Annotated in this window: 33 protein-coding genes and 5 pseudogenes; 11 read left to right on the top strand and 27 right to left on the bottom strand. The window is 35.4% G+C overall.

Annotated features, from left to right (window positions below):
• Position 1: 1 nt before the first annotated feature.
• Together nuoK and ABWU67_RS00610 are read right to left on the bottom strand one after the other, a co-directional pair.
• Complete coding sequence (gene nuoK / locus ABWU67_RS00605) at positions 2–310, bottom strand: NADH-quinone oxidoreductase subunit NuoK (protein ID WP_264373713.1); 309 nt, start codon at positions 308–310, stop codon at positions 2–4.
• On the bottom strand, positions 301–888 hold the full coding sequence (locus tag ABWU67_RS00610; protein ID WP_353282037.1) for an NADH-quinone oxidoreductase subunit J: 588 nt from the start codon (positions 886–888) through the stop codon (positions 301–303). Before ABWU67_RS00610 ends, nuoK begins: the two co-directional genes overlap by 10 nt.
• Positions 889–1,100: 212 nt before the next feature.
• Between ABWU67_RS00610 and ABWU67_RS00615 the strand changes: the two genes are divergently transcribed.
• The gene (locus ABWU67_RS00615) at positions 1,101–1,529 is read left to right on the top strand and encodes a hypothetical protein (RefSeq protein WP_010082321.1); all 429 of its coding nucleotides are present in this window, start codon (positions 1,101–1,103) and stop codon (positions 1,527–1,529) included.
• Positions 1,530–1,656: 127 nt separating this feature from the next.
• The gene (locus ABWU67_RS00620) at positions 1,657–3,573 is read left to right on the top strand and encodes an ATP-dependent helicase (RefSeq protein ID WP_264338041.1); all 1,917 of its coding nucleotides are present in this window, start codon (positions 1,657–1,659) and stop codon (positions 3,571–3,573) included.
• 223 nt (positions 3,574–3,796) lie between these two features.
• Here ABWU67_RS00620 and ABWU67_RS00625 read toward each other — a convergent pair whose 3' ends face one another.
• The 7 genes from ABWU67_RS00625 to ABWU67_RS00655 all read right to left on the bottom strand — a co-directional run bounded on the left by ABWU67_RS00625 (position 3,797) and on the right by ABWU67_RS00655 (position 7,873).
• Positions 3,797–3,940 carry a hypothetical protein gene (locus ABWU67_RS00625; RefSeq protein ID WP_353282038.1) on the bottom strand — a complete coding sequence of 48 codons (144 nt, stop codon included), beginning with the start codon at positions 3,938–3,940 and terminating at the stop codon, positions 3,797–3,799.
• A gap of 162 nt (positions 3,941–4,102) precedes the next feature.
• Positions 4,103–4,414, bottom strand: coding sequence for a transposase (locus tag ABWU67_RS00630; RefSeq protein ID WP_081420825.1), 312 nt, complete (start codon positions 4,412–4,414; stop codon positions 4,103–4,105).
• Positions 4,357–4,485 carry a hypothetical protein gene (locus ABWU67_RS00635; RefSeq protein WP_255317429.1) on the bottom strand — a complete coding sequence of 43 codons (129 nt, stop codon included), beginning with the start codon at positions 4,483–4,485 and terminating at the stop codon, positions 4,357–4,359. The genes ABWU67_RS00630 and ABWU67_RS00635 overlap by 58 nt, the downstream gene beginning before the upstream one ends.
• Positions 4,486–4,518: 33 nt before the next feature.
• The gene (locus ABWU67_RS00640) at positions 4,519–4,722 is read right to left on the bottom strand and encodes an IS5 family transposase (protein WP_007549940.1); all 204 of its coding nucleotides are present in this window, start codon (positions 4,720–4,722) and stop codon (positions 4,519–4,521) included.
• Positions 4,723–4,813: 91 nt separating this feature from the next.
• Positions 4,814–5,980 carry an aspartate kinase gene (locus ABWU67_RS00645; RefSeq protein ID WP_010962950.1) on the bottom strand — a complete coding sequence of 389 codons (1,167 nt, stop codon included), beginning with the start codon at positions 5,978–5,980 and terminating at the stop codon, positions 4,814–4,816.
• Positions 5,981–6,072: 92 nt separating this feature from the next.
• Entirely contained in the window at positions 6,073–6,273 is a 201-nt protein-coding gene (locus ABWU67_RS07210; RefSeq protein ID WP_010962949.1) for a hypothetical protein, read from the bottom strand.
• A 133-nt stretch (positions 6,274–6,406) separates the two neighbouring features.
• Complete coding sequence (locus ABWU67_RS00655; RefSeq protein WP_353282039.1) at positions 6,407–7,873, bottom strand: hypothetical protein; 1,467 nt, start codon at positions 7,871–7,873, stop codon at positions 6,407–6,409.
• 135 nt (positions 7,874–8,008) lie between these two features.
• On the opposite strand from ABWU67_RS00655, the gene ABWU67_RS00660 reads away from it, so the two are divergent.
• Positions 8,009–9,283 carry an APC family permease gene (locus ABWU67_RS00660; RefSeq protein WP_010082345.1) on the top strand — a complete coding sequence of 425 codons (1,275 nt, stop codon included), beginning with the start codon at positions 8,009–8,011 and terminating at the stop codon, positions 9,281–9,283.
• A 213-nt stretch (positions 9,284–9,496) separates the two neighbouring features.
• Here ABWU67_RS00660 and ABWU67_RS00665 read toward each other — a convergent pair whose 3' ends face one another.
• The 3 genes and pseudogenes from ABWU67_RS00665 to ABWU67_RS00675 all read right to left on the bottom strand — a co-directional run bounded on the left by ABWU67_RS00665 (position 9,497) and on the right by ABWU67_RS00675 (position 11,230).
• Positions 9,497–10,090 carry a transposase gene (locus tag ABWU67_RS00665; RefSeq protein WP_341820549.1) on the bottom strand — a complete coding sequence of 198 codons (594 nt, stop codon included), beginning with the start codon at positions 10,088–10,090 and terminating at the stop codon, positions 9,497–9,499.
• Positions 10,073–10,457, bottom strand: a pseudogene (locus ABWU67_RS00670) (IS110 family transposase); the annotation flags it as partial. The pseudogene ABWU67_RS00670 and the gene ABWU67_RS00665, both read right to left, overlap by 18 nt.
• A 320-nt stretch (positions 10,458–10,777) precedes the next feature.
• Positions 10,778–11,230 carry a hypothetical protein gene (locus tag ABWU67_RS00675; RefSeq protein ID WP_015589289.1) on the bottom strand — a complete coding sequence of 151 codons (453 nt, stop codon included), beginning with the start codon at positions 11,228–11,230 and terminating at the stop codon, positions 10,778–10,780.
• A gap of 140 nt (positions 11,231–11,370) precedes the next feature.
• Between ABWU67_RS00675 and ABWU67_RS00680 the strand changes: the two genes are divergently transcribed.
• Positions 11,371–12,405: an aspartate-semialdehyde dehydrogenase gene (locus tag ABWU67_RS00680; protein WP_010962945.1), complete on the top strand. Its 1,035-nt coding sequence runs from the start codon at positions 11,371–11,373 to the stop codon at positions 12,403–12,405.
• Positions 12,406–12,943: 538 nt separating this feature from the next.
• On the opposite strand, the pseudogene ABWU67_RS00685 reads toward ABWU67_RS00680, so the two are convergent.
• From ABWU67_RS00685 to ubiH, 3 genes and pseudogenes are all read right to left on the bottom strand, one after another.
• Positions 12,944–13,802, bottom strand: a pseudogene (locus ABWU67_RS00685) (IS630 family transposase).
• Positions 13,803–13,864: 62 nt separating this feature from the next.
• Positions 13,865–13,960: pseudogene (locus ABWU67_RS00690) on the bottom strand (IS481 family transposase); the annotation flags it as partial.
• A gap of 445 nt (positions 13,961–14,405) precedes the next feature.
• Positions 14,406–15,554: a 2-octaprenyl-6-methoxyphenyl hydroxylase gene (ubiH, locus tag ABWU67_RS00695; protein ID WP_353282040.1), complete on the bottom strand. Its 1,149-nt coding sequence runs from the start codon at positions 15,552–15,554 to the stop codon at positions 14,406–14,408.
• A 333-nt stretch (positions 15,555–15,887) separates the two neighbouring features.
• On the opposite strand from ubiH, the gene ABWU67_RS00700 reads away from it, so the two are divergent.
• Together ABWU67_RS00700 and ABWU67_RS00705 are read left to right on the top strand one after the other, a co-directional pair.
• Complete coding sequence (locus ABWU67_RS00700; RefSeq protein WP_264329437.1) at positions 15,888–16,217, top strand: transposase; 330 nt, start codon at positions 15,888–15,890, stop codon at positions 16,215–16,217.
• A gap of 307 nt (positions 16,218–16,524) precedes the next feature.
• On the top strand, positions 16,525–16,932 hold the full coding sequence (locus tag ABWU67_RS00705) for a transposase (protein WP_007548764.1): 408 nt from the start codon (positions 16,525–16,527) through the stop codon (positions 16,930–16,932).
• Between the two features lie 199 nt (positions 16,933–17,131).
• Here ABWU67_RS00705 and ABWU67_RS00710 read toward each other — a convergent pair whose 3' ends face one another.
• Together ABWU67_RS00710 and ABWU67_RS00715 are read right to left on the bottom strand one after the other, a co-directional pair.
• On the bottom strand, positions 17,132–18,136 hold the full coding sequence (locus ABWU67_RS00710; RefSeq protein WP_007548295.1) for an Mrp/NBP35 family ATP-binding protein: 1,005 nt from the start codon (positions 18,134–18,136) through the stop codon (positions 17,132–17,134).
• A 7-nt stretch (positions 18,137–18,143) separates the two neighbouring features.
• Positions 18,144–18,542 carry a hypothetical protein gene (locus ABWU67_RS00715; protein ID WP_341822054.1) on the bottom strand — a complete coding sequence of 133 codons (399 nt, stop codon included), beginning with the start codon at positions 18,540–18,542 and terminating at the stop codon, positions 18,144–18,146.
• A 474-nt stretch (positions 18,543–19,016) separates the two neighbouring features.
• On the opposite strand from ABWU67_RS00715, the gene ABWU67_RS00720 reads away from it, so the two are divergent.
• From ABWU67_RS00720 to ABWU67_RS00740, 5 genes are all read left to right on the top strand, one after another.
• Positions 19,017–19,319 (top strand): transposase, encoded by a 303-nt coding sequence (locus tag ABWU67_RS00720; RefSeq protein ID WP_264373917.1) that lies wholly within the window; start codon positions 19,017–19,019, stop codon positions 19,317–19,319.
• 122 nt (positions 19,320–19,441) lie between these two features.
• A complete protein-coding gene (locus ABWU67_RS00725; RefSeq protein ID WP_231115910.1) occupies positions 19,442–19,738 on the top strand; it encodes an IS3 family transposase in 297 nt (98 codons plus the stop codon).
• A 3-nt stretch (positions 19,739–19,741) separates the two neighbouring features.
• On the top strand, positions 19,742–19,903 hold the full coding sequence (locus tag ABWU67_RS00730; RefSeq protein WP_010082071.1) for a DDE-type integrase/transposase/recombinase: 162 nt from the start codon (positions 19,742–19,744) through the stop codon (positions 19,901–19,903).
• The gene (locus tag ABWU67_RS00735) at positions 19,896–20,060 is read left to right on the top strand and encodes an IS3 family transposase (protein WP_141456809.1); all 165 of its coding nucleotides are present in this window, start codon (positions 19,896–19,898) and stop codon (positions 20,058–20,060) included. Before ABWU67_RS00730 ends, ABWU67_RS00735 begins: the two co-directional genes overlap by 8 nt.
• A 58-nt stretch (positions 20,061–20,118) precedes the next feature.
• Positions 20,119–20,951 (top strand): IS5-like element ISWpi1 family transposase gene (locus ABWU67_RS00740; protein ID WP_353282041.1). Its coding sequence is split into 2 segments (ribosomal slippage): positions 20,119–20,488 and positions 20,488–20,951, totalling 834 coding nucleotides; the frame shifts between segments, so codons are not numbered across the junction.
• 246 nt (positions 20,952–21,197) lie between these two features.
• Here the strand turns inward: ABWU67_RS00740 and ABWU67_RS00745 are convergent.
• The 10 genes and pseudogenes from ABWU67_RS00745 to ABWU67_RS00790 all read right to left on the bottom strand — a co-directional run.
• Complete coding sequence (locus tag ABWU67_RS00745) at positions 21,198–22,358, bottom strand: phage tail protein (protein WP_353282217.1); 1,161 nt, start codon at positions 22,356–22,358, stop codon at positions 21,198–21,200.
• On the bottom strand, positions 22,316–23,134 hold the full coding sequence (locus ABWU67_RS00750) for a baseplate J/gp47 family protein (protein WP_182282600.1): 819 nt from the start codon (positions 23,132–23,134) through the stop codon (positions 22,316–22,318). The genes ABWU67_RS00745 and ABWU67_RS00750 overlap by 43 nt, the downstream gene beginning before the upstream one ends.
• A 2-nt stretch (positions 23,135–23,136) precedes the next feature.
• Positions 23,137–23,472 carry a GPW/gp25 family protein gene (locus ABWU67_RS00755; protein WP_182282601.1) on the bottom strand — a complete coding sequence of 112 codons (336 nt, stop codon included), beginning with the start codon at positions 23,470–23,472 and terminating at the stop codon, positions 23,137–23,139.
• Positions 23,473–23,493: 21 nt separating this feature from the next.
• Positions 23,494–23,748 (bottom strand): PAAR domain-containing protein, encoded by a 255-nt coding sequence (locus ABWU67_RS00760; protein WP_065095513.1) that lies wholly within the window; start codon positions 23,746–23,748, stop codon positions 23,494–23,496.
• A 5-nt stretch (positions 23,749–23,753) separates the two neighbouring features.
• A complete protein-coding gene (locus ABWU67_RS00765) occupies positions 23,754–24,218 on the bottom strand; it encodes a phage baseplate assembly protein V (protein WP_341821723.1) in 465 nt (154 codons plus the stop codon).
• A complete protein-coding gene (locus ABWU67_RS00770) occupies positions 24,205–24,681 on the bottom strand; it encodes a hypothetical protein (RefSeq protein ID WP_353282042.1) in 477 nt (158 codons plus the stop codon). Before ABWU67_RS00770 ends, ABWU67_RS00765 begins: the two co-directional genes overlap by 14 nt.
• Entirely contained in the window at positions 24,678–25,190 is a 513-nt protein-coding gene (locus tag ABWU67_RS00775) for a phage tail protein (protein WP_316658878.1), read from the bottom strand. The genes ABWU67_RS00770 and ABWU67_RS00775 overlap by 4 nt, the downstream gene beginning before the upstream one ends.
• Positions 25,183–25,500, bottom strand: coding sequence for a hypothetical protein (locus ABWU67_RS00780; protein ID WP_353282043.1), 318 nt, complete (start codon positions 25,498–25,500; stop codon positions 25,183–25,185). The genes ABWU67_RS00775 and ABWU67_RS00780 overlap by 8 nt, the downstream gene beginning before the upstream one ends.
• 81 nt (positions 25,501–25,581) lie before the next feature.
• Positions 25,582–25,923 (bottom strand): annotated as a pseudogene (locus ABWU67_RS00785) (major capsid protein); the annotation flags it as partial.
• 265 nt (positions 25,924–26,188) lie between these two features.
• Positions 26,189–26,713, bottom strand: a pseudogene (locus ABWU67_RS00790) (integrase core domain-containing protein); the annotation flags it as partial.
• Between the last annotated feature and the right edge of the window lie 49 nt (positions 26,714–26,762).

Raw genomic sequence — 26,762 nt, forward strand, 5'->3', positions numbered from 1 at the left:
TTCATTCTTTCATTAAATTTGCTTGTTCAACATCTATATTGCCACGGCTTCTATAATATACAACCAATATTGCAAGCCCAACTCCTGACTCTGCTGCCGCAACAGTCAACACAAACATCACAAAAATTTGCCCAACTATATCATTCATAAAGGCAGAAAAAGCAACTAGATTGATGTTAATCGCCAACAATAATATTTCTATTGATAACAATATATTGATTATGCTCTTACGGTTGATGAAAATACCGCACACCCCAACAGTGAACAAAATAGCAGTAACTATCAAAAAATGATTTAATCCTATTTCCATTCCACTCCTTTTCCAAATTTAGCCTTAACCAATTTTACAGATGAAGATTGCGTCAATTGCTTTAATACATTCTGTTTTTTAACTCCTTTTTTCTTGTCCTGCAAAGTAAGAGCAATTGCACCGACAATTCCAACAAGTAGCAAAATTCCAGAAAGATGAAAAGCGTACATGTAGTCAGTGTAGAGCAAATTACCGATAGCTTTCACGTTATTGGCATTATAGTTTATAACATTACTTATATTCAGCGTTGAGCTGCGGATTACAAAACTGATAATCAAAAAAAACACACCACACAATATAGCACCAAGAGTGAAATGCTTCGCAAAACCCTGGCGCAATCTTATGTAGTCAATATCGAGCATCATAACTACAAAGAGGAACAACACTGCAACTGCACCGATGTATACTATCAGTACCATCATAGCGATGAATTCAGCTCCAAGGAGAATGAAAAGCACTGCAGAGTTAACGAAGGTGAAAATTAAAAATAATACTGCATGCACAGGATTTCTTACACTAATTGCGCATACAGCAGATAAAATGCTAAGAATTGCAAAAAAATAAAAGAAAAAAGGCATTGATACTTTAACTGCAACAATAGTTACTAATTTAAAGTGACTATCGTTGTAAAGTCAATATTATATTAAACGTTTGAAAACATTGTACTACAAAGCTCCAGCTCCATTTTAAATTATTATACAGAGCGCTTTCTAAGTGCTTAATCAATACACTAAGTCCTTAATTTATCAATATATAATATGTGTATGTTAGTAATTAATGGCGGCTCAAAATGTACAACATATTTGGTTATTTTAAAAGCAACAATAGTTCTAACGCACAAAGTAGCAGACTAGATGGAGAAAGTTATCAATACACCACAAGAGACTATATGACAATTTACTTTAATAACACACTAGCAAGTTTCAGTAGATCATTGAGAGAATTTAAAGAAAAAGCGTATGGATTTATGTATGATATCGGAACTTGGTTGAAAGAAACATATGAAAATCTCACTGAACGACCTGCAACGCATAATCGCTATACCCCAAAAGAAAAACCCCTTGTTGAAGTTGAAGAAATAGAAATGAAGGAACTAAACCGTACATATAAGCCATTCCAAACTCCACTTATCCACCCAACAAGCAGAAGTTCTGGTGCCAATACCTCAAATCAAGTTGTTGTTACTCGACATACACCTGAAACTACTAAAACAAAATAGATGTAAAACCTACGTTTAAATATGTAGTACTTGAGTGAAGCATTCTTTAACTGTTCTATTCAATAAAACCTTTACAATATTTCAATCATAGGTTTAACTTTACGAAGTTATAATCTATAGGGCTACGATGAACGATTATCTCTCACTGCTAAATCCAGAACAACAATCAGCTGTAACTAACATAGATGGACCAGTTTTGATACTGGCAGGAGCCGGGACGGGAAAAACAAGAACGATTACTTCAAGAATAGCACACATAATTAGAAACGGTCACGCTTATTCTGATGAGATATTAGCAGTTACATTTACAAATAAAGCAGCAAATGAGATGGTATCAAGGGTACTTGAGCTAACGGGCACAAACATACCATGGCTTGGCACTTTCCATGCAATTGCAGCAAAAATCTTGCGCCTGCACGCAGAAATTGTGGGCTTAAACCCCAATTTTACAATCATTGGTGTGGATGACCAATTACAGGTAATAAAAAATATTATCAATGAAATAAATCCTGATTACCTATCAGAAAAATGTAAGACCATTATGAATATTATTCAGCAATGGAAAGAGAAGTGCTTATTGCCATCTGAAGTGGAAGATATTCAATCATTTAGGCCAGTATATGTAACTGCACTCAAAGTCTATCACCAGTATCAGGAAAGGTTGAAATTCCTTAATTCTGTCGATTTTGGTGACTTATTGCTATATAACATACAGCTCTTTAATCAAAAGACCGAAGTTCTGTCCTACTACCAAAACAAGTTTAAATATGTTATGGTAGATGAATATCAAGATACAAATGCGATACAATATCTTTGGCTAAAATACCTTGCAAAAGAGCACTCAAATATTTGCTGTGTAGGAGATGATGACCAGTCGATATATAGTTGGCGTGGTGCAGAAGTTGAAAATATTTTGAAGTTTTCTGATGATTTTAAAAATGCAAAAACCGTTAAACTAGAGTGTAACTACAGGTCAACATCCCACATACTTGCAACTGCGTCATATGTTATCAATCACAATAAGACTCGCTTAGAAAAAAAATTGTGGACAACAAACATTGAAGGGGAAAAGGTAAATCTAATAAAATTATGGGATGGGAAAGCTGAAGCAAGGTTCATAAGCGAACAGATATTGAAACTCAATAAATACAGATTTAGTGACATTGCAGTGCTGGTAAGGGCCACTTTTCAAACTAGAGTTCTCGAAGAGTATTTTATAAAATATTCAATTCCCTACAAGATTATAAGTGGCGTAAAATTCTACGAACGTCAGGAAGTCAGGGATATAATTGCATATTTAAGACTTGTTACAAACAATAACGATGACTTAGCTTTCGAAAGGATAGTAAATCGGCCAAAAAGAAGCATAGGAGCTACAACTCTAAAGAAAATATACACGACTGCTCAGGATAACAAAATTTCTTTTTTTGAGGCAGCAAAAATATTAGTTAATAGTAATCAGGTAACCGAAAGAATTAAACTCTCACTCAACGATTTTTTAAATAAAATTAAAGCTTGGGAAGAAATAGTAAGCGTAAAACCACTGCATGAATTCGTTAAAATCGTAGCAAACCAATCAGGATATATTGAAATGCTTGAAAATGAGGAGGTAACAGGCTTAGCACGAATAGAAAATGTTAAAGAGCTCATCTCATCTTTAAAAAATTTCGATAATGCCACAACTTTCTTGGAGCATATAAGTCTGGTGATGGAAGTGGATAATATGAATAACGATGACACCGTATATGTTATGACTCTTCATGCAGCCAAAGGACTTGAATTCCCGTGCGTGTTTCTACCTGGTTGGGAAGAGGGATTATTTCCTCATCAAAGATCTTTTGATGACAAAAGTGGTAAAGCTTTAGAAGAAGAAAGGAGACTCGCATATGTTGGCATAACCAGAGCCAAAGAAAGGTTAATCATTTCATGTGCAGATAGGAGGGAAATTAACAACCAGTGGCAACCGATGCGCACTTCTCGGTTCATTAAAGAATTGCCAAGAGAAAATGTTGAGGTAATTAAAAGCAACATTGCCTACTGTTGAAGCTATAATTGCAGATAAACATATCTTACAAATCTGAATTACTTTAACTATATGTTTCTCCTGGCAAAAATTCTGTAACCGTTCACACTTAATTCTTCAATCTCATACCAATTTCTATTACATAACAAACAAATAGACAATAGAAGTGAGAAGGTTATACTAAGGCAGTATAATGATGGAGTTTTGGAATGGCATTGGTATCAGGTTGCAATTTTAGCTTACATTATGCCAATCTTTCTTCAATTGCTGCTCGCATAAATTCTGCCTGTCTTTTAGTTCTGCAGTGCACTATCGCATCATCCACATATCTTTCAAATGGTACTGTTGGGTGATTTTGTTTCATCCATATATCAAATGCATTGTGCATAAATATGTTTGAAATGATTGGGCTTATTGAACCTCCTTGCGGAACTCCTTTTTTCCCTAACTACCTTACTGCCATCTGCTTGCTGAATAGGGGATTTCATCCAACTTTCAACATACAGTATGACCCATTTGCAGTCTGTGTGCTTCTTGATAGCCTGCAGTGCTAAATTGTGGTCCAGATTGTCGAAAAATCCTGTAACATCAACAGCTTTCTTGGTAATCGTATCCTGTCTCCAATAAACAGCGGTTTTGCTATGTATCCTTGATCAGCAAAAAACTTACGTAAAGTTGGAGCCTTGTATTTAGCTTGAGTGAAAAGATTTAGAGCACCATCACGATCTTGAACACTTGCACTATGAACATCAGCCGCAATAATTAAGCCCACTGTATCTACAACAATATGACGTTTTCTACCCTTTATTTTTTTTTCAGCATCATATCCTCTGGATCCCCTTTTTGAGTGGTTTTTACTGATTGACTGTCAATTATTCCTACTGAAGGTGTTTCATTTTTACCAAACATTTTTCTCACCTCTTTTACTAGCATATTATGTATTTTTTCCAATTTGCCATTACTACGTCACCTGAGAAAATAGTCATACACCGTCTTCCATGGAGGAAAATCTTTCGGCAGCATTCTCCATTGACAACCACCTCTCATTATATACCTTATTGCATTAATAATTGTTCTGATATTGTGCTTTCTTGGCCTCCCTATCTTTCCTTGTGCAACATGTGGCTCCAAAATTTCCCATTCCTTATCACTTATATCACTTGGATACAATTTTCCCTCCTATTTTTTACTTACACTATCATATTTTTTTCCTCATTCCTTTTTGAGACATACTCTTAGACAACTGGACGTCAAGCCTATCCTAGTGCTGCATATCAAGCTCATACTCAGTATGTAAATCTTTGACTAAAGCTACAGCGCATTCTTTTTGAACAATTATACTGATTTTGATTTCAGATGTTGTGATAGCAAGTATTTCTATCTTTTTTTCGCTTAAAACCTTGAGTGTGCGGTGCATCACTTCAGTGTTAGACATAACACCAATACCAATTATTGAAATTTTAGCTACATTATCGTTTATAGCATAATTTTCATTCTTATTCAGTAACTTTTCCATTAAATCAATATCAAATTTGGAGATAACAAAACTTGACCCATGTATCATATCAATTTTAACGTTTGCTCCTGCTATATCTCTTAAAGTACGCAAGTTATTTGCAAGGTTAGTGAAAGTTACAAGAGCTTCATTAGTGCTATAAGTTATTCCAGTAATTAAGTATCTCTCTAGTACATCCCTTTTGTGTAGCACTGTGGTGCCTTCTACTTCCTTAAAAGTGGATAGCACTTGCACTTTAATGTTATGTTTCATTGCAAGTTGTACTGAACGATTATGCAGTATTTTAGCACCAGATGACGACATTTCCAACATTTCATCGTAAGAGATAAATTTGAGCTTGCGTGCCTTTGGAACAATTCTCGGGTCTGCTGTATATATTCCATCAATATCAGTAAAAATTTCGCAAGTTCTAACACCAAAGGCTACCGCGAAGGCAACTGCTGATATATCAGAGCCTCCTCTTCCAAAAGTAGTGATTCTATCATCATTTATACCCTGAAAACCAGCAATGATCGCAGCAGTATAACCCTCAGCAAAAGATCTTTTCACACGTTCAATCTTTATTGTTTTTATTTTAGACTCAGAATAAAAATCATCAGTTACAATTGGTAACTGCCAGGCAAGCCACGATTTAGCATTAACTCCGATCGATTGGAGAGTGATAGCTAATAGACCGCAAGAGATTTGTTCTCCTGCTGAAAGCATAACGTCATACTCTGATAACTCTTGTCTATAACTTAAATTTGAGATTTGCCTAGCCTGAAAAACCATTTGGTCAGTAAATCCTGCAACAGCAGATACAACAACGATTACATTACAACCTTTCTCAATATCGTTTTTTATCAAATTTGCAACTCGGTTTAAATCAGTTAGCGAAGTCCCACCAAATTTTTTTATGATTATTTTGTCCATAGTTACAATATAACTCTCTTCTGAAGAAAAATATAGTTTTTGTAGAGATAGCAGCTTGAAAGCCATTCAGAAAAGGGAAGACAAAGCTATAGCTAACGCGTCATACCACGATTCATTCCATAGCTGTACGAACATTCATTTTTGAAGGTAAATTGCACAGCAAATGGTGTCATCCCAGTGCCTAGACACTGGGATCCAGAAGACTTAATTTCAACCAAGTGGCTGCATAATAAAGGCTGGATTCCAGTGCCAAGCACTGGAATGACACCCTCCCTTGTGGAAATTGCTCTCAAATCACAATGTTCGTACAGCTATGGATTCATTCGCGGTATAGATTCCGCTAACTAGTAGCGGAATGACGAATTTGTTGTTTTAAAATTGTCAGTAAATCTAAGTCAGTTTAGCTATATAGCACGAACTAAACCACTAAGCAGCAGAAGACCTTGCATGACCTCCAAAAAATGTTTTTACTCTTTCAAGATAAGTAAGTGGTTCTGCAGGAATTTCTATCTCGTCTATCTTATAAGATATTGCTGCATCTATGACTTCATCTGTTATTAATTCTCTTAGCCTTTGTTTTATTTGCCCTCTCCGAATATGTTCTCCATAGTCGTTATAAAACTTTACATATAATTCCTTAAACACAAATTCTTTTATAGCATCTCTTGTATAAGAAATGCCATCCTTTACTTCATCACTCACGCTGCTCAAATCCACCCCAGAACTTGGTGAATACAAGTTATCAAAATTTTCTTTCAAAACTTTTATTTTATGGTAGTGCTTATCCACATATTTCTCAAGAAATCTTTTAGTAGCATCACTAGCCAACTTTCCTATTGGCTGAGGCTCTAGTTGAGCTGCAAAATTATTTTCCGCTTTAAGACCACTTAATGCATAAATGATACGGTTGAGCATTCCAGGACCACATTGGCGATTACTTTCCTCAAAGCGAACCAGTAATATAGACTTCAATAATTCTATATCTGCATTTTGCTTTCTTGCCGCAATTAAAACTAAATTTATAGCCTGTGTCAATGTCAATCCGGTTTGTGAATCTGCCCAATTTACCCACTCCCCAGTTTCATAACCATCCAATCTTAGATAAGGTTCTATCATTCGTTTTTGCTGACTTGTTAAACCGCTTATATAACTTTTAAACTCTTCATCCAACTCATTTAACGGCGTACCATGTTCTTCCTTTAATTTTTTGGCACATTCAATAACGCTTTGCTGAAAACTTCTAGTATGAACGCTCTGACTACTAGTACCCACATCACTTACATTAAACAAAAAGCTTAGCTGCTTTACATTCAAACCCAAAGGTGAAAAGAGTTTTACTGATGGATATTTTATTAACTCAAGAAGTGCTACTGGAATTAGCAGTGCATAATTTAACAATAATAAACCAAAATTAAATATAAGAAACCCACGTAGAGCTGATACCTTTGATGCAATATACAAAAATGGAAGCTGTAGGTAATATATCAAGTGTATACTGAAGAATAAGATTTTGTCCTTTAATTTTATTGTTGGATCTTTATAAACCTCAAACAACATGCTATTGCTATCAATATTGTTGTTTTTAAAGGAGGTATAGTTGTTTATGATCTTCTCTTGCAAGGGAAGAAGCATTTTATTCAGGCAAATAAACGCAGCAATAACAATAAAACCTGTAGCCAAAAATGCTAGTGCAGGGCTAGAAGTGCTTGTAGATAAATAGGCATAAAGACCATCAACAATTAAGTTTTTGTATAATCTTTCAAAGGGACGAACTAGAATCGGGTCAAGGATATAGTGAACAAGAAGATTTAAATAATACACGAGAAACAAAAGTGCAATCAAAAATGCAATAATACTACAAACAACCAAAAATGCTTTTAATCTCGGATTCATAACCCCCTCTTAATAATCTGTTAATATAATCTATTTTAGGAATAAATTGAAAAAAATGCAAGTTTTTATGTTAAAAGATCAATTGAAATTTCTGAGTTTAGGGTATATTGTTAATCTATTTAGATAAGAATTATTGTGTCAAATAAAATAGGTTTTTGGGCTATTTTTGCCTTAGTGATTAGCAGCCAAATTGGCTCTGGAATTTTTATGCTTCCAATTAGCCTTGCTCCATATGGCATGTATAGCCTTATAAGCTGGATAATATCAGGGCTTGGTGCTATATCTCTTGCTTTAGTTTTTGCCTCACTCTGCGCAAAATTTCCGGAAACGGGTGGCCCTCACGTCTATGTAAAGCATGCTTTTGGCCCTGCTGCAGCTTTTTTTGTTGGTTGGACGTATTGGGTGATCTCATGGGTTAGCACAACAGCCGTAATAGTTGTGGGTGTTGGTTATCTTACACCATTTTTCCATGAAGATATTCAAAACGTACATCTGTTTTTAGAGATGTTATTACTTACAATTATTACACTAATAAATTTTAGAGGAGTAGCTACTGCTGGACGTGTTGAGTTTTTATTGACGGTGATAAAAATTTCTGTATTGCTTGTAATACCTATAGCAGCATTGTTTTTTTTTGATAGAAATAACTTCATCATAAGTGAAGAAATATCAAATCTTACAACATCGCAGATTCTTGCCCGTTCTACACTTATTACTCTATGGGGTTTTATTGGAGTTGAATTGGCAACAGCACCTGCAGGGTCAGTTGATAATCCAGCTAGAACAATACCAAGAGCTGTGGTACTTGGAACAATCTCTGTTGCTGTTGTGTATTTTATCAACAATCTTGCAATTATGGGATTAATAAATGGCAATGATTTAGCAAGTTCAAGAGCACCATATGTTGACGCAATAAAAATTATGGCCTCTGGCAATTGGCACTTGATTATTTCTATAACTGCGTTCATTTTTTGTGTTGGTACTTTAAACGCTTGGGTACTAGCTAGTGGACAAGTGGCCCTTGGCCTTGCAAAAGATAAACTGATGCCACAGTTTTTTGCTCAAAGAAACAAGCACGGTTCTCCTTTCTGGGGCATAACAACTAGCTCAGTTGGAACTGCAACTTTACTAATCCTCACTTCAAGCAACAATTTTGCTAAGCAGATCACATCAATTATCGACTTTTCTGTAGTTTCATTTTTATTTGTTTACCTTGCATGCAGTCTTGCTTTTCTCAAAGTTATTGTGCAAGAAAAGAGTTGTTACAAATTTTTAATTGGCAGTATAGCAACAACCTTTTGCTGCTGGGTAATATTTGAAACTTCTGTGAATACCTTGCTGATCGCAAGCTTATTCACTGCAAGTGGCGTACCTCTTTATTTATTTTGGTATCGCAGAGTTTCTGTATAGCAAATGTTATGTATCTGTTCAGCAGAGTGGCAAAATAAGGTAGACGAGAAAAGACAACTATAGGAAGAAATGGGTGTCATGCCAGTGCGTGACACTGGCATCCAGTTCTTTCGCGCAGTTCCATCAAAAACGTTGTAAAGGATTAATCGCTTTCGTGTTTACCAACTTAGTGCCCAATCTGGATCCCAGATACTGTCTCTGCTGTCAAACAAATTATCCAACAAAATTACAATTAAATGGTTGATTATTTTTAAGAATACCAAAAAAGACATGCATTAATTTTCGCATTAACGCAAGAACTATGACTTTTGGACATTTGCCTTTACTTGCTAGACGCTGACAAAACTTTTGAAAATGATTATTATGGTTTTTGACTACTATAGCTGGCATATAAAGAGCTTTTCGAATACGCTCAGATCCTATTTTGCATATGCAACTTCTCTTACTTACTGACGATCCCGATTGATAATGTCCTGGATTTAGACCAGCAAAAGCTGTAAATTGTTTAGCATTGTCAAAGTTATCAACTGATGGCATTTCTGCGACAACAGCAACAGCAGTAAGATATCCTATACCTTTTATAGTCTTAAGGTTTTCCACCATATTTTTTAGATGTGGATAGTTATTTATATGCTCATTAATTTCTTTTTCGAGAACAATAATTTGCTCCTCTATTGCCAAAATTACTTTAGATATAGCTTCTTTGCAACTGGAATGCATATTTTTGTTTTCCAAGCGATTTGTCTGTTGCACCTTATCATCTTTTAGCGATTGCATGCAACGGTAAAGCTCCCTCAAATGCCTCATTTCAGGTGCAATGGGCTTCCAAAGAGCAGGTTTGTTGGCGATACAAAATCTAGCTATCATAGCTGCATCTGATTTATCTGTCTTATTTCTGAGCAGCTCACTTTTGCCAAAAGCTTTCTGGGTTTACTATACTGACATTATGTCCTAAATCGTGCATAAAAGTAGCCAAATCTTCTCCATACCAACTAGTTGCTTCAAGACATAAATGAGTAAGATTTGCTCCATGGCCATTGCACCAAACTACAAGTTTTGCAAAACCATCTTGATTATTTTGAAAGACTTTGTGTCGTTTTTTACTGTCCACTAACAAACAAACATCAAATTTCTTTTTTGAAATATCCACACCCAAAATAGCATTTACTTGCATAAAATTGCCTCCAAGACTATAAATAAACTGAGAGTTTAGACTAACCTTGTAATACGGGATATAATTCCAAAAGATACTGTTCAGTCTTTAACTCTATGGGAGGGAAGCAAAATCTGGCTTAATGGCATTAGTGTCGCATCAGCTTCACCCTCCCTGTGAGGTATTTTAGCTCTAATGCCTCACATCATAAAGATAAAAGTGTCACGCACTGGGATGACGAGAAAGGAGCACTGGAATTTTTGTTTCAATATTTGTACATGAGCCATGCATCTGAACAGATACAATGTTATAACTAGAGATAATTTTTAAATGATTGATATTTATGAACTACGACTTTTCTTGTTGTCCACTTGTTCAACATTACCCTTCTCAAGTTTACTATCTACTTCTTTTGTGTGTTCATCATCTATACTAGTTTCATCTTTTATCTTACTAGGGTAATCTTCCTGCGATTTTTTATATGCTTCCATGTTGTCATATATAGGGTTACTGATGATTTCTATTTTTTCAGGTGTGAAAATCCTTGCTAAAAATCTCCTTATTATTGGTATTGACCTTAAGAGATCTCTTAGCTTTGAAGATTCTTGTCTTTTGTTTAGAGACTGTTGGTCTATTTTAGAGGTTTTTACACCATACTTTTTATCATCAAAATTTATTGTAGGCTTTCTTTTATTCGAAAGAACACTTTGGGCCTTTGATCCATTGGTTCCTTCAGGCCCTTGAGGTGTAGACATTGCAGGTTTAACCTTAGTTTCATCGTATTCCTTACTCATCTTTCATTTCATTATGTAATATTACTAATATTGCATAATAATAGCTAAATTACAATTAATTGCAAGGTAAAAATATTAAAACAATTGTAAATTTTGTCAGTAAAAATATAATAGAACTTTAAAATTAGAGGTTCATCTATATGAGATACAAAATTGCTGTTATTGGAGCAACCGGAAGAGTAGGGCGTGAGGTATTAAGCACGCTTGCTGAATTTCAAGATGAGGCGATAGATTGCGTTATTGCACTTGCATCGAAAAAATCAGAAGGGAAGAAGGTGAGCTTTGGTGACAAAGAGTTAACAGTTTTATGCCTTGAGGATTATGACTTCGTTGGAACTAATGTAGCCATTTTCTGTGCTGGATCTCATGTTTCTGAAGAGTATGTACCAATTGCAACACAGGCTGGATGCATCGTGATAGATAACAGTTCCCATTTTAGAATGAAAGAGGGTGTGCCACTCATTATTCCAGAGATTAATAAAGAAAAAATTATGGAATATAAAAACCACAACATAATATCCAATCCAAACTGTACTACAATACAGATGCTGCTAGTACTACATCTATTACACCAAAAAGCAAAAATAAAGAGAATCGTTGCTTCAACTTATCAATCAACTTCTGGTGCAGGCAAAGCAGCAATGGATGAGCTCTATGACCAGACAAAAAAAATCTTTATGAACGAAGCTAAAAAACCCAAGATATTCTCTAAGCAAATAGCATTCAATTGCATTCCCCATGTAGGAGAATTCATGGAAAATGGCTCTACAGAAGAGGAATGGAAAATGCAAGAGGAGACAAAAAAAATTTTAGAGGAAGATATAAAAGTTACTGCAACTTGTGTAAGGGTACCCGTCTTTATCGGTCACGCTATGGCAGTAAATGTGGAATTTGATCAACATATCACTGAAGAACAAGCTCGTGAAGTGCTAAGTGAAGCCGAAGATAGTGGAGTTTTAGTGTACAACAGGCGTGAAGATAGTGAATACATAACTCAAATTGATGTTGTACAGGAGAATGCTGTATATGTATCGCGTATTAGAAGAGACAATACTGTTGAGCACGGATTAAATATGTGGATAGTGGCTGACAACCTGCGCAAAGGCGCAGCATTAAATATAGTGCAGATTCTTGAGATTTTGATAAGAGAGCATTTGTCAATCAAGTGCATATAGAGCGCACGTACGTTGTAATTCGAAGGAAATTGTATATCACATGGCAGCGCGTGACGCTGGAATGGCTTTGTTGCATCGCTACTTATGAAAGGCTAACTATAATTAGGATTATAAGCAACTTATTGAAAATCTTGTTTTTTTTGCAATCAATCTGATCAAATTTAAGAATAGTAACTTGTTATTTATATTAATAAATTTAATTCTATTGAAAATAGCTAAAGCATTGAAATTCTTGAATTTTAGCCGGATTAGTGAGTGGTAGTGAAATTTCTTTTACTCAAATTTAGGTATTCACTGACCGTTCTTGTTATAAATACCAGAATAATAAGCTACTGATATTCTCCACCTTTTTTATCTTTAATCCATCATAGCTAGCGATGCAACAAAGCCGGCTGGATTCCAGTGTCAAGCACTGGAATGACACCATTTGCTGTGCAGTTTACCTTCAAAAATGAATGTTCGTACAGCTATGGAATAAATCGCGGTATGACGGTTCGCAGCGGTATAGTATAGCATTTCTCATAATAGTCCGAATAGGTCATAGGAAGGCAGAATCAACAGCACGACGAAAGGATTCGAATAGAGGAATGTTTTTCCTGGCTCTGTTTTTTATAGCAAACCAATGATGCTCAATTTTGTTAAAATCTGGAGAATAAGGCGGCAGATACAAAATTTCTGCACCGACTCCTTTAGCGAGCTTGATAAGCTTATCAGACTTATGAAAAGTAGCATTATCAAGAATGACAGTTTGTCCAGGTTCTAAGATCGGTGCCAAAAATTGCTCAAACCATCCATTAAAAATATCCATATTACAGTGGCCTTCAAATGTTAATGGAGCAACTATCTTTCTTCTACTTAAGGCTGCAACCATGCTGATTCGTTGAGTTTTTTTTCCAGATTTTAGGGCATAAAATCGCTGTCCTTTCTGGCAATACCCATATGGATAGTCCTCCGTGTTATCAATCCCAGACTCATCTATATACACTAAGTTTTCTGGTTCTTTTGTTGCTATAATTTTTAAGAATTCAGCACGTTTTTCTTCGTTCCTTTCCTTGTATCCATATGTCTTTTTTTGCGCGTAAATCCAATTTTTCTGAGAGCTCGGTGGATCGTTTCGATACTAACGTTGCCCCAAAGTTTAGCCATTTCCGACAGAGTTTTTCTACCGTGTTTTTTAGCAAATTCGATAAACTTATTCCAGTCGATAATTTTCTGATTGTAACCTCCATTACCGAGTTTTTTGACTGAAAGTCGCCTGTTTCTTTTTTTCTTTGCTTCCACTCCCACAAAGTAGTTCGTCCAATTTTAAATCTTGCTGCCACTGCTTCTCTGCTTTCCCCTTCGTCTAGTGCTTCCATTGCTTTTTTTCTTAAATCATAACTATATGCTGCCGGCATCCAACCTCCTTATCGCCATCTATCCTTAATCTTATCATATCCGGACTTCTGTGGAAAGAGCTATACCTGGAGAGTTTTGCTATGCTCTCTTTACTATTTTGTATTGCTCTACGAATTGTCTCTGTTGTTTTGGCGCACCCATGTAATATTTGTCCCATAATTCCTCCTTTGATGGTATTGTTTTCTCATATTTTATCATACCATCACACTCTGGGACCATACATCCCCCCCTCCCCCCCCCCTAATTCCTATATCAAACCTTTCTTTACTAGATTATATAGTCAATATAAAAAGCCATATAAAATTGCTTCCACTGCTGCCATGAGGAAATTGCTTATTCTTGCTAACTCTTTAGTCAGAGATGACAGGGTTTTTACTGAGGAATATAACTCTCTGTCTGTTTCTATCTAAGAGCCAGTATAGCTGTGGATAAGCACGTTTATACAGATAAAAGTACTTATCCACAGCTACATCAATTTTTCTATTGACTTTTAACACAACTGCTGAACAGATACATTCGTCATCCCGCTACGTGTTAGCGGCCAAGATACCGCGGCGGTATGCCGTGGGAAACCTGACTTGCATTAGCTATAAAATAGTGATTTATATAAATCCCATAGCATGCCGAATGAAGCTTTTTTTGAGGAAATTTGAATTTTCAACTGCAATCAAGCCAAGATTTCTTAGTGCTTTAGCGCAGAATATTCTGTTGGAAAACATCCTATTTAATCCATCAGTTGCAAGCGCCATTGTAAAATTATCAAAGTATCTGTTACGTGAAATTTTCTTTAATAAATAACTACTGCCAACATCAATACCAGATGCTTTTGCGGCAACTACGTGCTTTATAATACTTTCTACATCTCTAATTCCAAGATTAAGCCCTTGACCTGCAACTGGATGAATTGAATGTGCTGCATCGCCGATAAGCAAAACTCTACCCTTATATAACTTTTTTGCGAAAACAAAACTTAAAGGATAAAGTTTTCTTTCACCCTCTAGTTTTATCTTTCCTAAATAAGAACCAAATCTTTTTTTAAGCTCTATAATAAATTCTTCTTCAGACAGATCCATTAGCATTTTTGAAATTCCAGATTTTTCTGTCCAAACTATCGAAGAAGTATAGCCATCCTTTATCGGTAGAATTGCAAATGGACCGCCAGGAAAAAAACGCTCTACAGCTAAGTTTTGGTGATGCAGTTCATGCTTTACATTAAATACTATGCTACTTTGTTTATAATCAAATTTCGCTTTCGGTATAGAAAATAACTCTGGTAGTTTAGAGTTCTTGCCTTCAGCGCAGATAAGTAGCGATGATATTAATTCCTGGTTATTATCAAGAATAACTTCCACATATCCTGAATCACAAGCAATTGTTTTATAGGAATGTGGAGAGTATATATTTAGTTTATTCAAAAAATTATTGTTGATTGCATTCCATATAGTGGCATTGTTAATAACATAACCCATTGGTTCTTCACCAACCATTTTATGATTGTAATGCACAGTAACCGCATCTAATATGCATATATCAAGTATTGGCTCAGCTTCGCTTTCTATAAACTGCCAAATCCCTAATTTTTCCAATATTTTTTTCGAACCTTGAGAAATAGCAAATGCTCGGTTGTCATCTACTACACGTGGTAGACTATTTTTTTCAATCACAGCTACAGACACAGAGTCACAACTGAGGCCAATGGCAGTAATAAGACCAAGTAACCCACCACCTGAAATGATTACATCATAATTCATTTTATTTACGCTAATTGTAAAATTATATTTTATCTGTTTTGAAAATAGTTTAAACAAACTTTATATATAAATTAAATTTTTTAGATCCCAGTGTCAGCTACTTGGATGACATCTAAAGACACTCCACCTTGTCATTCCAGCACGTAACGAACAACTGTACGAACATTTTGCGAAGGCAGTGTGTTAAATGCTATGGCCGGTTTTGCCTCAAACATAAAGGTGTCATCCCAGTGCTTGACACTGGGATGACTTTGTTGCATAGCAACTGAAAAAATCTGGTGGCTACTGACAAAATTCATTATAAAATAGCCATTTAACCTTGAAAGAAAAAATATGCCACAAAAAATGAGGGTCAGTAACCATAGCGAATATAACAAATTTCTAGAAAAAAGAGGAAATATTTTTCATTATATCAACGAAGCCATAGAAAAGTGGTACGAGAATGGTCCAAAAATACCAGGTGGCAACAATATTTATAGCGATAAAATTGTAATTTTGGTGCACATAATAACTTGTTTATTTAGAATAGGCCTGAGGCAAACAGTTGGGTTTATAGCAGGATACCTTGAGCAAATTGGGAAAAATTTGCAAGTTATCAGCTATTCACAATCATCAAGAAGGTTTAAGAAACTCAATATTAAGATCAATGATTGCAGAAAATAATATGGAAGATATCGAAATTGCTATAGACAGTACAGGAATTAGTATATATAGCTCTTTTTACAATAATCCGAACAGACCGTAATATGCTACTGGCCTGCTATAGCCATAAACACATATCTTATCGCATTCGGACTATTATAAGAAAGGCTATACAACAACACTCCTGGTCATAGCAAATAAAATAGCGAAGATAGAAAGTATCGCAGCTATGAACAGACAAGAAAATTGCATGTAATGTTGAATACAAACAGCAAAAAAGCCATAGCTGTAAAATACAGTAACGGCTGATCACTATGGAGCTTGTGATTTGCTAAAAGAAGTCGATTTTCAGTATGTCATAAAAGTACTATATGCAGATAGGGCATATGACAGAGAAAAGCTCTATAAGCTGTGTAATCAATATGGTATAAAAACGAAAATTCCTCCGAAAAACAACGCAGCAGAGCATCCAAAGTTAGACTATATGGCTGAGAGAAATTCTGCAGTCAAGCTCATAAAGTCATATGATGAAGATGGTATAAAGAAGTGGAAAAAAGAGATGAGTTATGGAAAAAGATCTTATATAGAAAGTTTTTTCTCGCGACTGAAACAAACATTCGGGTTTAGTTTTAGGAATAAATCTGAGACAAATAGAGAGAAGGAACTACTTGTTAAATGCTATTTGCTCAATAAGTTCACTGATATTGGTATGGCTAAATTTGAGATAGCTTCATAAATTTATTGTGCGTTACCTACTATCCAAAGAGCGATGCAACAAAGCCCACTGGGATCCATTCTTCTTTTTTTCTGGATTCCAGCGTCACGCGCTGGAATGACAAAAGCTGCTAATTTTTCATGTAAATAATGGTTATGCAAGCAGTCTATTTTGTAACTAACAAAAGAGGACTTTGATTCGCATGTTTCTCACGCTTATTCTATTGTTTAACTATACTTTGAGCAATGTCTTCATAAATCTCTGCCAAATCCTCACTTAACATTAAAGGATTTCCGCAATCAGAAGCATGGCATATTTGTGGATCTAGAGGAACTCTGCCTAGAAGTTTGATGCCCAGCTCCTCAGACATTTTTTTTGCACCGTCTTTTCCAAATATGTATATTTTTGAGCCGCTTTGAATGAAATAACTCATATTTTCTACAATGCCAATAACCGGTACGCTGAGCTTTGTAAACATATCATAAATTTTGCGAGCATCGATTAAAGAGAGCTCCTGTGGAGTTGAAACTATTATCGCCCCAGTTAAGTTAAAATTTTCCATAAGACTTAAATGCACATCGCCAGTTCCAGGTGGTGTATCAATTATCAAATACTCTATATCGGACCATTTTGTTCCCATTAGCAGACTATAAAGTGCTTTTGTAATCATAGGTCCGCGCCATATTGCTGCACGATCTTTATCGATAAAATAGCCAATTGAAATAGTATGCAGTCCATACTTTTCTATAGGCATTGCTTTACTATCCTGTATTTCTGGCTTTAATTTTTCAGCGCCAAGCATTTTAGGAATTGAAGGACCATATATATCTGCATCAACCAGCGCAACTTTGTGTTTTAACTTTGCTAATGAGAGAGCAAGATTTAGCGCAACTGTGGACTTGCCCACACCGCCTTTACCAGAGGCCACAACGATTATATTTTTCACTCCTTCGATATGTAATTTAGCTTTTTGTTGCCCAGTTTGTTTTTGACAAGTAGCAACCACGGTCACTTTTGTCACCCCCGGTATAGCTTTAACAGCTTGCTCACAATTTCTTCTTAATTCTTCATTTGCTTGCGTGTTACCGGCAACTTCAAGCACAAAACCAACATCTTGACCTTTAATAATAATTGAGGATATTATGCCAAGAGCGATCACATCTTTACCGCTTTTTTGCTCTATGACTTTTTTTAAGTTCTCTCTTACAATTTTTTCGTTGATCATTAGCCTTTTAGGTGATTTCTTCCTGAAGTCGTTTAATCTCAGCTTGAGGAAGGCCGGTTGTCTGAGAGATAATATCAATAGAGATGTCAGCCTTAAGTAGGTTTTTTGCTACTTCAATCTTTCCCTCATCAAGTTTTTTAGCGAGGATGCCTTCTTCTTTCCGCAGATCCATTATTCTTTCTTCATATGCTACTAAATCTTTTTCATTCCAGCTAAACCTGTCTAATTCATCGTAGGCTAACTTTATTATTGGTGCTTTTTCTGCTATTTTCCTTAAGTCTTCTTCCGTAGTTTCATCTGCATATTGTTGTCTAAGTGAAGAAGGTCGCCCCTCCTCACTCGACTTCAAAACCGTACGTGAGACTTTGCGCCTCATACGGCTTCTCTCCAATTTGGAGCTTTTCATGCACACCTCCTGTGTAATTCATCGTGACAATGTCCATGTAACAAAGATAAGTTTTTGATCATGTTGTTTCGTCTATTCCGGTCTTTGTGATGTATTTCTATTGTATCATCACTTTTAAACCATAGTCTACAATTATCACATTTACTTTGTTGTAACTTCAATAGTTTTATTACTCTTAATGGCTTATCTGGTATTTTTCTCAGACGTTTACCCCAATAAACCCAATCACCATCATATGGAGATCTGGTTTTTTGCACTTTGATATGTCGTTTAATAACATGATCGCTGTGTATAATAAGATGTATCTTGTTACTTGTCATAAAACGCCAGTTATCGTTATTATACTTTTTAAAGTATTTTCTTTTTATCCAGCATTTCCCTTTGTTTGGGTGCCTAAAGACTGACCTTACCCAGAAAAAGTGGAGAGAAAGAAAAGAGTTTTTTTGGGTAAAATAAAATTTTGGAGGATTAGAAATGGTAAGAGAATATACGGCAGAATTCAAATTGGAAGCTGTTAAACTGGCAAATGAACAAAGAAAGGCAGGTCAAACAATTACAAAAATAGCAAGAGATTTAGGAATAAAGGGTGGTTTATTAGGAAAATGGATAAAGAAACACAACGAAAAAAAGTCAGCGGCAAATGCATTTCCAGGTAGAGGTAACATGGCTCCTTACGACAAAGAGAGGTTTGATTTACAAAGCAAGAGTAACAAGGGAAAGAGACATTTAAAAAAAAGCCCTGGCCAGTCAAAAAGAGTAAAATATTTTTTTATATAGTAACTGCTATAAAGTACAGGAATTATGTAGGATTTTCTGCTAGTGGCTACTATAAGTGGACCACAAGAAAAATAAGCAGTAGAGAATCAGCAAATAAAGAGCTACTCGAAGCTATTCAAAAAATATATCAAGTTTCTAAATGTAGATATGGAGCTCCTAAAATTCATGCTGAATTGAAGGCTTTGGGTAAAAGTTGCAATTTGAAAACGGTGCAAAGTATTATGCAGAAAAATGACATCAGGGCTATACTGAAAAGAAAGTTTAAAATTAAAAAACAACAAACAGATAATAGAGCTGTAGCTCCCAATATACTAGATCAAAACTTTATTGTTGATCAACCAAATAAAGTATGGGATTACTTACATCAAAACCAAGGAGGGATGGCTATATTTGGCAGCAATAATTCTCACGTATGGTAGTTAATGAGTAGTGCAATAAATAAACAATTGGTTATGAATTCTTTATTAATGGCCATTAATAGGCGTAAACCTGTTAAAAATCTACTGCTGCACAGTGACCAAGGTTCACAATATACTGCGCAAGGGTATCAATATCTCTTAGCTGTAAAGAATATAGATGAGTAATAAAGGCTGTTGTTACGACAATTCTGTTGTAGAAAGCTTCTTCAGTTCTCTAAAAAGGGAGTTACCAATAGACACCTCTCGGCACTCTAAACAGCATATCAAAACTGCTATATTTGAATATATAGAAATTTTTTATAACAAACAACGTCACTATTAGAGGTTGTCCGGAAACAAGTAAAAGGCTATAATATCTGAAATTTTAGTACGGGGTAAAGATGAGAAAAAAGTATCCAACAGATCTAAGCGAAAGGGAATGGGCAAGAATAGAAAAACACTTCAGAGTATCATACAAGAAAGGAGGAAGGCCGCCAAAGTATAGCAAAAAAGAAATATTAGAAGCAATTTTCTATGTATTGCGTACAGGGTGTCAATGGCGGTATTTACCAAATGATTTTCCGCTATGGAAGACTGTGTATGAGCAGTTCAGGCAATGGAAGAAGCAGGGAATTTTTGAGAAAATGAATTATGAAATTACAAAATATAGTAGAAGAAAAATAGGAATGAATGAGCAGCCGAGTGCCTGTATAGTAGATAGTCAATCTGTAAAGACTACAGAAAAGGGGGGATCAAAGGCTATGATGGAAGTAAAAAAGTAAAGGGTAGAAAAAGGCATATAATTACAGACACTCAGGGTTTTATACTAGGTTGTTACGTAGGCGCTGCTAACGAAAATGATAGAGATGGTATTAAAATAGCATTAAACAATATGAGAACAAAATATACTAAAGTTAAAAAAATGTGGGCTGACATGGGATACCAAGGAAGAAATTTAAAGAATCACATAAAGGAAGAATATGACATAGATATTGAAATTGTTAAAAGGCCTCCATGTAGATTTTGGGTGCACAAAGATACTCCACCTGAGCTACTACCAACAAGAGAACAAGGGTTTAAAGTACAGCCAAGAAGATGGGTTGTAGAAAGGACTTTTGCTTGGGTTAATAGGAATAGAAGGCTATCGAAGGAGTATGATTTACTCACAACATCCACTGAGAATTTCATATACCTAGCTATGAGTAGGGTTATGTTAAAGAGGGAATATGCTTGAATTTACTAGTTTCCGGACAACCTCTTATAGCCTTTCTTATAATAGTCCGAATGCGATAAGATATGTGTTTATGGCTATAGCAGGCCAGTAGCATATTACGGTCTGTTCGGATTATTGTAAAAAGAGCTATACCTGCCGCTATTCAAGTCATGTCCGTTTTAGCATAAGAAAGCAAGTCTTTTTCTTTTTATTTCATACACTCTAACCTATTATTAACATAATATATGAGGATCTAAATATAAGTGCTTAACTTATTATAGATATTACTTGGCTATTTTTCCAACTTCTGTTCAAATGACGATGTTCGTGCCACGTTAGTACTCCTGGGTAAAATACCAAAATGTAACTTTCTAACTCGTGTATTGCGTCCTTTTGCTTTAAATCTAAATTGTTTTCAAAATGAACATAGTGTTCTGCGACACCAAATCTTATAACTTTTTGGTTGGTAAAGTCTTCTACCTTGTAATGGTGAGTAACGCTAAACCTTTCTAAAATTGGTTTGTGTTTTAAATTCCACAGTTGTTCAGATAGTTTGCTACTTCCTAGTAAAAATTTATCCCCTTCCTCTTCTACGCTCGTAACCGGAAAACATGCGTTTATTTCCCCTAAGTTCCAGCTATCTGATAATACTATCTGCGCTTTAGCAAACTTAATCTCAGGTAATAAGCTCTGTGGTAGCGGATATAACGTTTTTAAATTATTCCACTGATGACTTCTTTCATAAAGACCGTTATAATTCTTTGTGTGAGGCTCGGTTTCTCCAAGTATTGCTACATCTAATCGATATATGTCATTACTAAATGCTTGCTCATAATGATCGCGTAGATAGTTTTCTATTATCCTAATAACTGGACCACTAGACCTGAAAAAATTTACTCTTCCAAATGATAACACTGGTCCATCTTTTTCTATTTTTAACCCTGAATAATCCGATAACAAACTGCCAAAAAAGCTTTCATCTAAAATGAACCTGCTAATATTGTAGTGATCGTTAAAAATCCTCATTAGTCTCGATCTTGCAGGTAATGATAGCTTTGCTAGTTCTACTACTGCATCAACAAAGAAATCATTTGGTACCTCTTTTATCCCTACTTGCAACTCAAAAAAGTGTTTACCGGGTGGCTCTTCAATAATTGTAATATCTTCTATATTTGCCCATTTTAATGCTATTTTCAGTGACGCTGATGTTCCTCTTAAACGCTGAAATTTTATTCCTTCCTCTACGGCTTTTCTTTTGTCTTTTGCCCAATGCAGTATCTCTCCTAACCCATATTCTTCTATTATCCACGATAGTATTTCATCTTTAGGATTAAGCTTAAATCCTCTTATCCTGCTTGGATCAACTTTATAATCGATTGCTTCTACTAGCCCTTTTTCCTGTTTTGTTGCATTTGGTGGCAGTAACATTTTAAATTTCTCAAATTTGCACATTCATTCCCCAGTACCACAACATCCTCTTTTGGTTCTATTAATTCTACGTTTTCTACACCATCTACAAATAAATTTGCTATTATCCATGATCTTGTAACACTCCATCCCAGTCTTTTGCTTGCTTCAAACTTTTCGATAAATTTCTTCTTCACTGTTTCAATAATATCTGGTCTTTTAATGCTAATTTTACTGTGGATATCTATTTCAATAATATTGCAACTTACCACTTCTATTGTATCTGTTAAAATCCTCACATCCTCCCTGTTTAGCTGATTTCTGACAATTTCTAGTAATTCTTCTTCGGGTATGCCAGTTGTGGATAATTGTGTTGATAAGATTGAAACTTGTACTTTTCCTGGTACAGGTGATTCTACTAATGCATCTTTTACTCTTGTATCTGCTGATAATGCATAATACCGATAATTTCCTCCTGTTGACCAGCCAACTATCTTTGCTTTAATCCTTTTCCTAAAATTTTCATCTTTTTCTTCTTTTTCTCTTTCAACTCCGTAAAATTCAGCTAAATTATCAAGATCTTCTCCCATTGCAAACTTCACTAAATTACTTTTTACTGCTTCATTTATTCTTTCTCTCAGCAAAAGTTCTCGCCATGCTGCTACCTCCAGAATCTTCATCGCTGGGTCACTTTCTACTAATGCTGTAAAACCTGCGTCTCGACTCACTAGCTCTTCTTTCATTCGTGAAAAGATTTCTTCGAAGTTCAGTGGTTCGATAATATTTGGCTGCTCCACCTTTATACCACAACCACGTCAAAGCGAATCTTTTCCCCCATTGGTAAGTACAATCCTTCTAGGTCAAGCGTTACTTTTCCTTCTTTCACTTCTGTTATTTTTACTTTTTCTAACTTAAATCTCTTTTCCCATTTTTCCAAAGCTTCTGCTGTTGCTGCGTAAATTTCTAGCGTAAAATCGCGATTGATTGGCTTGTCAACTAATTCGAACAACCTCGACCCATAATTTCTCCGCATTATTCTGCTATTAATAGGAGTAGTTAATATATCAATAATTGATTGCTTTAAGTGCTCTAAGCCTTCTAATTCCTTTCCTGTTTTAGCATCCATTCCTCTCATTTTTCGACTACTTTAATTTTTTTATTTTGAAAACACACTTTGATTTTTACTTACTATTTGAAAACTACAGGATGCCACATCACCTGTTCTCGCTACACCAATACCATTTACAAATACGTTGTTTGATCCTTGCGTTAGTGTTTCCCCAATACTCAAGATATCACCCTTACGACAAGCAGGTCTACCATTAACAAATACATCTTCACTCCCGCTCACACAGACATGAATCGGCATACCTGTACAATGATCTCCTATGCAAACAACTGCTTTACTCATATATATCAATTTAAATCTACTCTTCTTGCTTTTAATTTAATACTATCTTTTGTCATTTCTATACTCGATTCCCCAGCCTTCAGTGTTATTTTGTCCACTACTTCAATCTCTAAATGATGCTTCCCTTTATCATATGTAAACTTTGTCCCATCCTGAAATTTTACACTATTTATTTCCTTTTTATTCTCTGATGCAGCATACTTCTGTTGATATATTCCAGCTAGTACTACTCCTAATGATAACTCTCCCAATGGTGACAATATTACTACCTGTTCATTTATGCTTGGTGGTAGCCAGCTTCTTTCCTCTCCTGCTCTAGAAGTTATCCATGGAAGAAAATCTGTTAAAAGTTCACCTATTTTTACTCTTACTTTTGCTTTTTCATAATCTACTTCTTTTACAACTCCTATACGAATGATATTCGCTACTTTTCTATTTAGCTCTGAAATCGCAAAACTATGATCCAACATTTATATTTCCTACGTTTATTGTATGTGGTTTAATTTTCCCCTCTTCCCATACTGATTTACCTAAATGAAGCTGATGACTCCAATCAACCATCCACACCAAATATGCATCTAATTCGGGTCTAAATCCATCAGGCTCTGCAGAGAGAAATTCAGCAGAAGAAATATTTTTTACGTTCCAAGTATTTTTATTTACTACTCTTGCTACTTCTGCTGCTAATGACCTTACAACTAACGAGGAATCCTCGACTGTTCCATCAACTACAATTCTCGCTTCAAATCTTCCTCTTAGCGCTAATTCCTCAGTACCCGGATCTTTTCCTGGCTCTAAACTCACAAGCTCTACAAACACCGCTGGCGCTACTATTTCCCTTCTTATCGTTGGATAAACCTCACAAGTTTGCATTGCTGATATTTCTTCCTTTAATGTAGTACAAATTGCGTTATGTAAATCCTTCCAATTCATACTCTGTAGCTCAATTCACGTTCAAAGAACTTTTTAAACACTTCCTCAACCTCATAATTGACAAGATCTCTTATTACTTTTGATGCTTCTGGTTCCAATGGTAGTTTTACTTCCTTTATTGGCAATGCTGCTCTTCCTTCACGTTTAAAAGCTCCTTTATAACCTCTTGGCATCGTTGCCATAAATGCTCCTATAAACTCATTTTTTCCTATTTTTGTACCTCTTTTTGTTTGTCTCATTTTACCCATTGATGAAGCTTTGATGTCATACAAGTTTGCTCTTATTAAAACCTCCAATCTACTTGTTCTTGCCTTAAAGATTCGCAACCTTTTTCTCATTACCGTTAATTTTATCTTCTTTTCCTCACTAATTTCCTTAGCTGCTTTTGCTTTTAACCATAGTGCTGTTTTGTTCAGCGCTTTTATAGCTGCCAGTTTTACTTTCTGCTCTTTTCCGTCAATATTGGAGATTATTTCATTAATATTGTTACCAGTTTTAATATTAAACACTTTCTATTGCCTCAATTTTCCATATTTTACCTGAAGAATCTTTCAATGGTGGTTCAAAAATCTTGTAGAACCTTTTTTCAATCTTGATATAATTACCTATGCTAAAGGAAGTAACGTCCTCACTGCGTATCTCTATTGAGGCAATTTGCTGAGTTAATGCTCCATCTGCACCTAAAGAGTACGTAGTGTCAGGACGTTTAATTAGCGCTTTTATTTTTCGAATAGCCTCCTTATTTTTATTACAATATGTGGCTTCCACTCCTAAATGCTCAAAACAATCTTCCAATAGTCGCTTAATATTCTCTTGCATTCTTTCATAAGTATGCTAATAAGGTATATACTAGTAGATTCCTCTTGTACCTCACCAACTTGTGGTTACTCTACCAGTATGTTATGCTATAGCGACTTTTACTAATATTCCTGGACGATGGCACATTGGCAGAGGATTTGACTGAGTATGTAAATCAGTCCCTCTATCAAATCTTCTTGGCTCTTGTTTTGCATATAGTGGCTGTCCAAGAGTATTTACTGTTTCATTAAAGTCTGCTGGTGCAAAGTATGTCGTAAATGTGCTTGCTGTTCCTACTGGAAAACATTGCCCTGTATCTTTCTCAATAAATCTTCTTACGTTTCCTTCAGGATCAGTTGCTTGCCCTCTATATTCCTCAAATGTGATTCCGCAGAACGTAAATCCTGACCTCATATCATTCCGAAGCGCTGCTCCTTCTTGCCATCAACTATGTTTTTTAAAATTTTTTGAATTTAGTCTCATTTGTTGATAATTTTGTATTTTTATTCAATTGAAAAATGTATTTTGGTAACAAAGATCCTAGTTTATACAGAAAGAAATTTATATCAAACAGCAACCACTGCTTAGATTTTATGGTTAACGAATATGTGCTTTAAATGTGTGTAGACGCACATATCCGTTAACCTATTTTCTATGCAGATTTTTTTTTATTTCATATTAATTGCTTCTTTAAGTCTTGCATTGGCAATTAGATGTATGGTCCCAGAGTGTGATGGTGTGGATTTAGTATAAATAATTCTGGAGACTGTGTCCACTGATAACATATAAATTCATAAGGAGTAAGACCCTTAAGAGTTTTGAGTCTCTTTGCATAATTATAAGCCATAACAAAGTTATAAAGGTGTTCTTTAAGTTGCTGGTGCGATTGATAGTAATACTTCTTAACTGTAGCATCCTTTAAAGTTTTATTCATACGCTCGACTTGCCCATTCGTCCAAGGATGGCTAACTTTTGTCAAACGATGTTCAATAACATTCTCTTCGCAAACTCTATCAAATATATGTTGGAAAGCATACTTATGACGCTTCTGGTTTGTAAATTGTATACCGTTATCTGTCAAAATAGTATGGATTTTATACGGTAAAATTCTAATCAAATTACGTAAGAACTCAGCAGCTATGGGTTTTGTAGCACTGTTACACAACTCAACATAGGTAAATTTGGATGTCCTATCAATAGCAACAAACAAATGTAATTTGCCCTCCTCAGTTCTATAGCTCTTTCCACAGAAGTCCGGATATGATAAGATTAAGGATAGATGG

The organism is Wolbachia endosymbiont (group A) of Aleiodes leptofemur, from assembly GCF_964028465.1.
Taxonomy (GTDB): Bacteria; Pseudomonadota; Alphaproteobacteria; order Rickettsiales; family Anaplasmataceae; genus Wolbachia; species Wolbachia pipientis.

Coding starts and splice junctions, on each gene's coding strand:
- ABWU67_RS00655 (WP_353282039.1), bottom strand. CDS start 7,873: ATGAATCCGAGATTAAAAGCATTTTTGGTTGTTTGTAGTATTATTGCA.
- ABWU67_RS00730 (WP_010082071.1), top strand. CDS start 19,742: ATGAGTAGTGCAATAAATAAACAATTGGTTATGAATTCTTTATTAATG.
- ABWU67_RS00675 (WP_015589289.1), bottom strand. CDS start 11,230: ATGAGTAAGGAATACGATGAAACTAAGGTTAAACCTGCAATGTCTACA.
- ABWU67_RS00620 (WP_264338041.1), top strand. CDS start 1,657: ATGAACGATTATCTCTCACTGCTAAATCCAGAACAACAATCAGCTGTA.
- ABWU67_RS00710 (WP_007548295.1), bottom strand. CDS start 18,136: ATGATCAACGAAAAAATTGTAAGAGAGAACTTAAAAAAAGTCATAGAG.
- ABWU67_RS00665 (WP_341820549.1), bottom strand. CDS start 10,090: ATGAGGCATTTGAGGGAGCTTTACCGTTGCATGCAATCGCTAAAAGAT.
- ABWU67_RS00760 (WP_065095513.1), bottom strand. CDS start 23,748: ATGAGTAAAGCAGTTGTTTGCATAGGAGATCATTGTACAGGTATGCCG.
- ABWU67_RS00780 (WP_353282043.1), bottom strand. CDS start 25,500: ATGCAAGAGAATATTAAGCGACTATTGGAAGATTGTTTTGAGCATTTA.
- ABWU67_RS00700 (WP_264329437.1), top strand. CDS start 15,888: ATGCCACAAAAAATGAGGGTCAGTAACCATAGCGAATATAACAAATTT.
- ABWU67_RS00720 (WP_264373917.1), top strand. CDS start 19,017: ATGGTAAGAGAATATACGGCAGAATTCAAATTGGAAGCTGTTAAACTG.
- ABWU67_RS00625 (WP_353282038.1), bottom strand. CDS start 3,940: ATGCACAATGCATTTGATATATGGATGAAACAAAATCACCCAACAGTA.
- ABWU67_RS00635 (WP_255317429.1), bottom strand. CDS start 4,485: ATGCTAGTAAAAGAGGTGAGAAAAATGTTTGGTAAAAATGAAACACCT.
- nuoK (WP_264373713.1), bottom strand. CDS start 310: ATGGAAATAGGATTAAATCATTTTTTGATAGTTACTGCTATTTTGTTC.
- ABWU67_RS00715 (WP_341822054.1), bottom strand. CDS start 18,542: ATGAAAAGCTCCAAATTGGAGAGAAGCCGTATGAGGCGCAAAGTCTCA.
- ABWU67_RS00770 (WP_353282042.1), bottom strand. CDS start 24,681: ATGAATTGGAAGGATTTACATAACGCAATTTGTACTACATTAAAGGAA.
- ABWU67_RS00755 (WP_182282601.1), bottom strand. CDS start 23,472: ATGAGAGGAATGGATGCTAAAACAGGAAAGGAATTAGAAGGCTTAGAG.
- ABWU67_RS00735 (WP_141456809.1), top strand. CDS start 19,896: ATGAGTAATAAAGGCTGTTGTTACGACAATTCTGTTGTAGAAAGCTTC.
- ABWU67_RS00645 (WP_010962950.1), bottom strand. CDS start 5,980: ATGGACAAAATAATCATAAAAAAATTTGGTGGGACTTCGCTAACTGAT.
- ABWU67_RS00610 (WP_353282037.1), bottom strand. CDS start 888: ATGCCTTTTTTCTTTTATTTTTTTGCAATTCTTAGCATTTTATCTGCT.
- ABWU67_RS00680 (WP_010962945.1), top strand. CDS start 11,371: ATGAGATACAAAATTGCTGTTATTGGAGCAACCGGAAGAGTAGGGCGT.
- ABWU67_RS00615 (WP_010082321.1), top strand. CDS start 1,101: ATGTACAACATATTTGGTTATTTTAAAAGCAACAATAGTTCTAACGCA.
- ubiH (WP_353282040.1), bottom strand. CDS start 15,554: ATGAATTATGATGTAATCATTTCAGGTGGTGGGTTACTTGGTCTTATT.
- ABWU67_RS00765 (WP_341821723.1), bottom strand. CDS start 24,218: ATGTTGGATCATAGTTTTGCGATTTCAGAGCTAAATAGAAAAGTAGCG.
- ABWU67_RS00745 (WP_353282217.1), bottom strand. CDS start 22,358: ATGTTACTGCCACCAAATGCAACAAAACAGGAAAAAGGGCTAGTAGAA.